The following is a 4,961-nucleotide window of genomic DNA, read 5'->3' on the forward strand; positions in this document are numbered from 1 at the left end:
CGTACTTAGTATATTGTGTTCATCCCTTTTTGTATACAAAAAGGGAAACAACTTAAAGATAAATACAAATAAATCAAGGTAGTTGTATTTGTATCAAAATGTTGATTTTTGACACTACCAATATAAATAAGAGGAGATTATATGATCAGGTATGGTTGGAAAAAGAAGAAATAACATCCATCCAAAAGAAAAATTAAAATGCATGTTTCATTAAAATAATTATATTTGGATTCGAGAAATAACTTTAAATTTGATTCTATTTTTATATCTACGAAACTTTAACTAATTGATAGAATCACTTTAATCTAATGAATAAAATATTATCAAGGAGTAACATATATGAAATTAATATTTTTAGATGCAGATGGAACACTACTACATAGCGATGGACATATTCCAAAAAGTGCAATTTTAGCTTGCGAATTAGCACAAAAGAATGGACATAAGATCTGCTTAGGTACTGGAAGACAAGTTGTTGAAATCATTGGAGATTTAAAAAAAATAAATTTTGATGCTTCTATTTGTGGAAGCGGATCTACAGTTATTGTTGATGATAAAATCATATATGATAGTAATTTTGATTATGAAGAAAGTTCTCAACTAAAAAAATATTTCTTTAATAATCAAATTCCATTTATTGTTGAAGGAAGTCACGGTTTATTCTCTACGCAAAATGTAGTAGATTACTTAAACAGCAATCTTGATAAACTATGTTACAATCTGTCTGAAGAAGAGAAATCAAAGCACAGTCTAGCTTTAGTGATTCAACAAATTCATGTTGTAAGTACTGACGAGCTAAAAAAGTGTCCAATTAATAAAATTGCTTTTTTGAATTCCCCAATTCCCCTTGAAGAAATAGAAAAACAATTCAGTCAAAAATATGATGTGATTCCATCTACATATCCACCTTATGGAAAAATGAGTGGTGAAATCACACGCAAACATATTACCAAGGCAAATGGAATTGATATTATCGTTAAACACTTTAATATTTCAAAAGATAATATTATTTCTATTGGAGATAACTATAATGATCTTCCAATGTTTGAAAAATCAGGTTTTTCTATCGCTATGGGTAATAGTGTCGATGAAGTAAAAAAACAAGCTAATTATGTTACAGACGACATTCTACAAGATGGTATCTATAATGCCTTTAAAAAATTAAATATTATATAGGAGCCTACTTATGAAAAAAATATATACATTTCTTCCTTTAAAGGAAGAGCACAAAAAGCTATTAGAAAGTTCATCATCCAATTGTGAATTCATCCATTTAGGACAAATTAAACCTAGTCTTGAACAAGTCAAAGATGCGAATGTCATCATCGGAAATATTCCAGTAGATATTCTTAAAAATATTCCCAATTTAGAATTTGTACAACTCAACAGTGCAGGTACAAATGGATATTCAGATAATCCAGACTTTCCTAAAAATGTATTACTTGCCAATGCTACAGGTGCTTATGGAGTTGCGATTTCTGAATGTATTCTTGCCGGTATATTAACTTTATTGAAACATATGCCTAGTTATATCTTAAATCAATCTAATCATGAGTGGAAAGATGAAGGAAGTGTTAAATCTATTTATGGATCGAATATTCTTGTACTTGGTCTAGGTGATATTGGAAAAGAATTTTCTAAAAGAGCCTATGCGATGGGTGCTCATATTACGGGAATTAAAAGAAATATTAAAGACAAACCAGATTATATAGATAAATTATGTACAATGGATTCACTATATGATGAATTAGAAAAGGCAGATATCATTGTTTCAAGTCTTCCCGGTTCTAAATCTACATATCATTTATTAGGTGAAGAAGCTTTAACTCATGTTAAGAAGCAGCCAATTTTCGTCAATGTAGGAAGAGGAACTTTAATCGATTCAAACATATTAGAAATAGCTCTAAAAGAAAATATTTTCTCTGGAGCCTATATTGATGTTACTGATCCTGAGCCATTACCTAAAGCTTCAAACTTATGGAACACAAACAATCTAATCATCACCCCACATGTAACGGGTGGCTATCATTTAGATGAAACTTTAAATCGTATAATTCAAATCAGTGCAACAAACATTAAAAACTATTGTGAAGGAAAGGAAATTATGAATAAGGTGAACCATGTTCAATTTATTTAAAAAAAGAGAAAAACCTAAACAAGAATTACCATCTGGAACCATTCGAAAAAGATATTATTTTGAAGGAACTGTTCAAAATATTGGGTTTCGTTTTGAAATCCAAAAGCGTGCAAAACCGTTAAAAATCACAGGATTTGCCCAAAACAATGATGACGGTACTGTTACTGCCGAATTACAAGGAAGTGAAAAAAACATCAATAAAGTTATTACAGATCTTCAAAATGTAGATCGTATTCAAATTGACTTTATTAGTGAAAAAGAGATTCCTTTAGATTATTATGAGAATGATTTTTATATTCTGTATTAACATGAACAATGCTCATGAGTTAGAGCATTGTTTTTTTGTATCAAGAAATAATTGCGTTATTCCGATAGAATCACAACAGGCACGTTACCAAAGGATCCCGTAACATTCGCAATCAACTGTGATAGATAAGCTTCCATTTGTACTTTATCAACTAGAAAATCCAATCGCTTTTCTACATAGTCTTCCATATCCCTTATACTATCAAAATTTTGCATTGCTTTATCCGACAAATAGAATTCCCCGATTGAAGAAATATCTAAAAAAGGAGCATTTAAATTTTCGGATTTTAACTCTTTTCTTAAGCGAACACTTATTTTTGTTTCAGTACAATCCACAATTTCTAACGATCGAGAAACTTGAACATTTTCATTTTCTGTAGATACTTGTTCTACTGAATATTTGATGCTTTCCAAATATAAATTCACTCCAGTTATCTGCAACATATAATCTCCTTATACATTAAAATCTTTTAATGACCTTAACACAAAATTTCCAACACTAAATTTCTTAGATTCATGACATATATTTTGCTTATCCACTAAATTTCTATCCTTAAATTTATAATAAGCTAACTCTTGTTCCAATTCCAATATGCGTTGATTTGAAAATGAAGCTCGTCCAATTTTTTCACTAATAGCTGTATTAATATACGTATTTAGACTCACTCCATCCATTTGTGCATTTTCTAATAATTGTTTATGTGTCGTTTTAGGAACCCTCAAAGCTATTTTTCCACTTGGAAGGCTCCCTTCATCTTTTGGAACCGGTAATTCTATTCCTTCATCTTTTAAATAACTTAAATATACACTTTTAGTAGCTTGTGCATCGGCAATTGCCTCTTCAATTGTATCTCCACCACCTACGCATCCTTTTAAATCTGGATACTCAACACACCATTCTGTTTTTCCATTTTCCAAATGCATAGGATATACTTTCATTGCATAGTCCATACTATCTCTCTTCCTTTCTAAAATTAATCTCTTCAACTAATTCTACTGCTTTTTTTACATATACTTCTTTTACACTATTCCCATGTTTAGGAATTGGGAAAGGTCTATTTAACAAATCATGTGTAAATATTACATGACTTGTTCCATTTTGATTTTTCTTCTTAAAACCAAAGTGTTTTAAATACTTCTCTAAATCAGAAAATTCTACTTTATTTCCAGATTTGTAATTTTCAATCTTCGCAATTAACTTTTCAATTTTAGACATTGGGTCCTTTCTTATATGATATCATATTTAATATCATTTATGTATAATTATCTATATATTTAAGTTTAACAACCCAATGTGAAAAAGACATTAAATCTGAAAATTTAACAAAAAAAGATATCAATTCATTTTATTTGAACTGATATCCCTTATACTATCTAGATAAGTTTGTATTCTTAGAATTCATGATTTTAAATACATCTTCTTGTGTTACCACATTAAAATCATGTTGAATCATAAGCTTTAATACACTCGCACTGATTGCGAAATCGACTGTCTTTTGTGGTTCAAATCCATTGATTAGTCCATGCACAAATGCAGCACCATAGGCATCTCCTGCTCCCACAGCTTCTAAACTATGTACTCTATGAATTGGACTTTGGTAGAACTTTCCATCCACATAATAGATGCCCATCCAATCTCCTTCTTCTACAGTATGCATATTTCTTAATACACTAGTCACACTCTTCACATTTGGGAATTGACGAGTAATTTCTAACATACCTTCTTTATAAGTATCAATCTGATCAATACCTGTAGATAAGTTACCATCAAAGGCATGAATTCCTAGTGTTGCTTCAAAATCTTCATCATTGGCAATACATACATCTACATACTGCATTAAATCGCGCATGACAACTTGCGCTTGTTCTTTAGACCACATTTTTCCACGATAGTTTAAATCACAAATCACTTGAATATCATTTTCCTTACAATACTTCAAAGCACTTCTTACTGTATCCTCAACATATTTAGATACAGCTGGAGTTACGCCTGAAAAATAGAAAACATCTCCTGGCTCTAAGATATTTTCCCAATGATATTCACTTGGCTGAGATAGTGAAAAAGCACTAAATGCACGATCATATACAACGTTTGTACTACGAATATCACTTCCTTTTTCAAAGAAGTAAATTCCTAAACGATCGCCTCCACGAAGCATATACTCTGTATTTACACCATAATGACGAACTTCACTTAATGCAGACATCCCCACTGGATTGTTTGGTACTTTAGATACAAAAGCACATTGATCTTCATACATCGCTAAACTTACAGCTACATTGGCCTCGGCACCACCATAACTAGCCTCAAAACCATCGCTTTGCATAATACGCAAGTTTTCAGGTGTTTTTAAACGAAGCATGATTTCTCCAAAAGTTACAACCTTCATAATATATATCCTGGTATATTGTAATTGACCCATCTAGCTGGTCATTTACAACATACATCTCCTTTCTTTCAACCTTTAATAACCGTAGTTGAAGACGGTTTTGTTAATTTGTAAAATTGAATATGTGA

General features: G+C 30.8%; 7 protein-coding genes. 3 read left to right on the forward strand and 4 right to left on the reverse strand.

Going from position 1 to position 4,961, the window contains the following annotated elements:
- Window positions 1–339: 339 nt before the first annotated feature.
- The 3 genes from H8911_RS11610 to H8911_RS11620 are packed head-to-tail and all read left to right on the forward strand — an operon-like array spanning window position 340 to window position 2,444.
- On the forward strand, window positions 340–1,176 hold the full coding sequence (locus tag H8911_RS11610) for an HAD family hydrolase (RefSeq protein ID WP_186999771.1): 837 nt from the start codon (window positions 340–342) through the stop codon (window positions 1,174–1,176).
- A 10-nt stretch (window positions 1,177–1,186) separates the two neighbouring features.
- Window positions 1,187–2,137 carry a D-2-hydroxyacid dehydrogenase gene (locus H8911_RS11615; protein WP_186999772.1) on the forward strand — a complete coding sequence of 317 codons (951 nt, stop codon included), beginning with the start codon at window positions 1,187–1,189 and terminating at the stop codon, window positions 2,135–2,137.
- On the forward strand, window positions 2,121–2,444 hold the full coding sequence (locus H8911_RS11620) for an acylphosphatase (RefSeq protein ID WP_186999773.1): 324 nt from the start codon (window positions 2,121–2,123) through the stop codon (window positions 2,442–2,444). The genes H8911_RS11615 and H8911_RS11620 overlap by 17 nt, the downstream gene beginning before the upstream one ends.
- Window positions 2,445–2,500: 56 nt before the next feature.
- Here the strand turns inward: H8911_RS11620 and H8911_RS11625 are convergent, their stop codons facing one another.
- The 4 genes from H8911_RS11625 to H8911_RS11640 form a co-directional block, all read right to left on the reverse strand.
- Window positions 2,501–2,887, reverse strand: coding sequence for a hypothetical protein (locus H8911_RS11625; protein ID WP_186999774.1), 387 nt, complete (start codon window positions 2,885–2,887; stop codon window positions 2,501–2,503).
- Window positions 2,888–2,896: 9 nt separating this feature from the next.
- Window positions 2,897–3,394, reverse strand: coding sequence for a toxin-antitoxin system HicB family antitoxin (locus H8911_RS11630; protein ID WP_186999775.1), 498 nt, complete (start codon window positions 3,392–3,394; stop codon window positions 2,897–2,899).
- A gap of 1 nt (window position 3,395) precedes the next feature.
- The gene (locus H8911_RS11635; protein ID WP_186999776.1) at window positions 3,396–3,659 is read right to left on the reverse strand and encodes a type II toxin-antitoxin system HicA family toxin; all 264 of its coding nucleotides are present in this window, start codon (window positions 3,657–3,659) and stop codon (window positions 3,396–3,398) included.
- Window positions 3,660–3,813: 154 nt separating this feature from the next.
- Window positions 3,814–4,833: a sugar kinase gene (locus tag H8911_RS11640; RefSeq protein WP_186999777.1), complete on the reverse strand. Its 1,020-nt coding sequence runs from the start codon at window positions 4,831–4,833 to the stop codon at window positions 3,814–3,816.
- Window positions 4,834–4,961: the final 128 nt, after the last annotated feature.

The sequence above is a fragment of the Holdemanella hominis genome, from assembly GCF_014306155.1.
Classification (GTDB): Bacteria; Bacillota_I; Bacilli_A; order Erysipelotrichales; family Erysipelotrichaceae; genus Holdemanella; species Holdemanella hominis.

Excerpts from the sequence above, each read along its gene's own strand:
- H8911_RS11610 (WP_186999771.1), top strand. The coding sequence starts at position 340 with ATGAAATTAATATTTTTAGATGCAGATGGAACACTACTACATAGCGAT.
- H8911_RS11615 (WP_186999772.1), top strand. The coding sequence starts at position 1,187 with ATGAAAAAAATATATACATTTCTTCCTTTAAAGGAAGAGCACAAAAAG.
- H8911_RS11620 (WP_186999773.1), top strand. The coding sequence starts at position 2,121 with ATGTTCAATTTATTTAAAAAAAGAGAAAAACCTAAACAAGAATTACCA.
- H8911_RS11625 (WP_186999774.1), bottom strand. The coding sequence starts at position 2,887 with ATGTTGCAGATAACTGGAGTGAATTTATATTTGGAAAGCATCAAATAT.
- H8911_RS11630 (WP_186999775.1), bottom strand. The coding sequence starts at position 3,394 with ATGGACTATGCAATGAAAGTATATCCTATGCATTTGGAAAATGGAAAA.
- H8911_RS11635 (WP_186999776.1), bottom strand. The coding sequence starts at position 3,659 with ATGTCTAAAATTGAAAAGTTAATTGCGAAGATTGAAAATTACAAATCT.
- H8911_RS11640 (WP_186999777.1), bottom strand. The coding sequence starts at position 4,833 with ATGAAGGTTGTAACTTTTGGAGAAATCATGCTTCGTTTAAAAACACCT.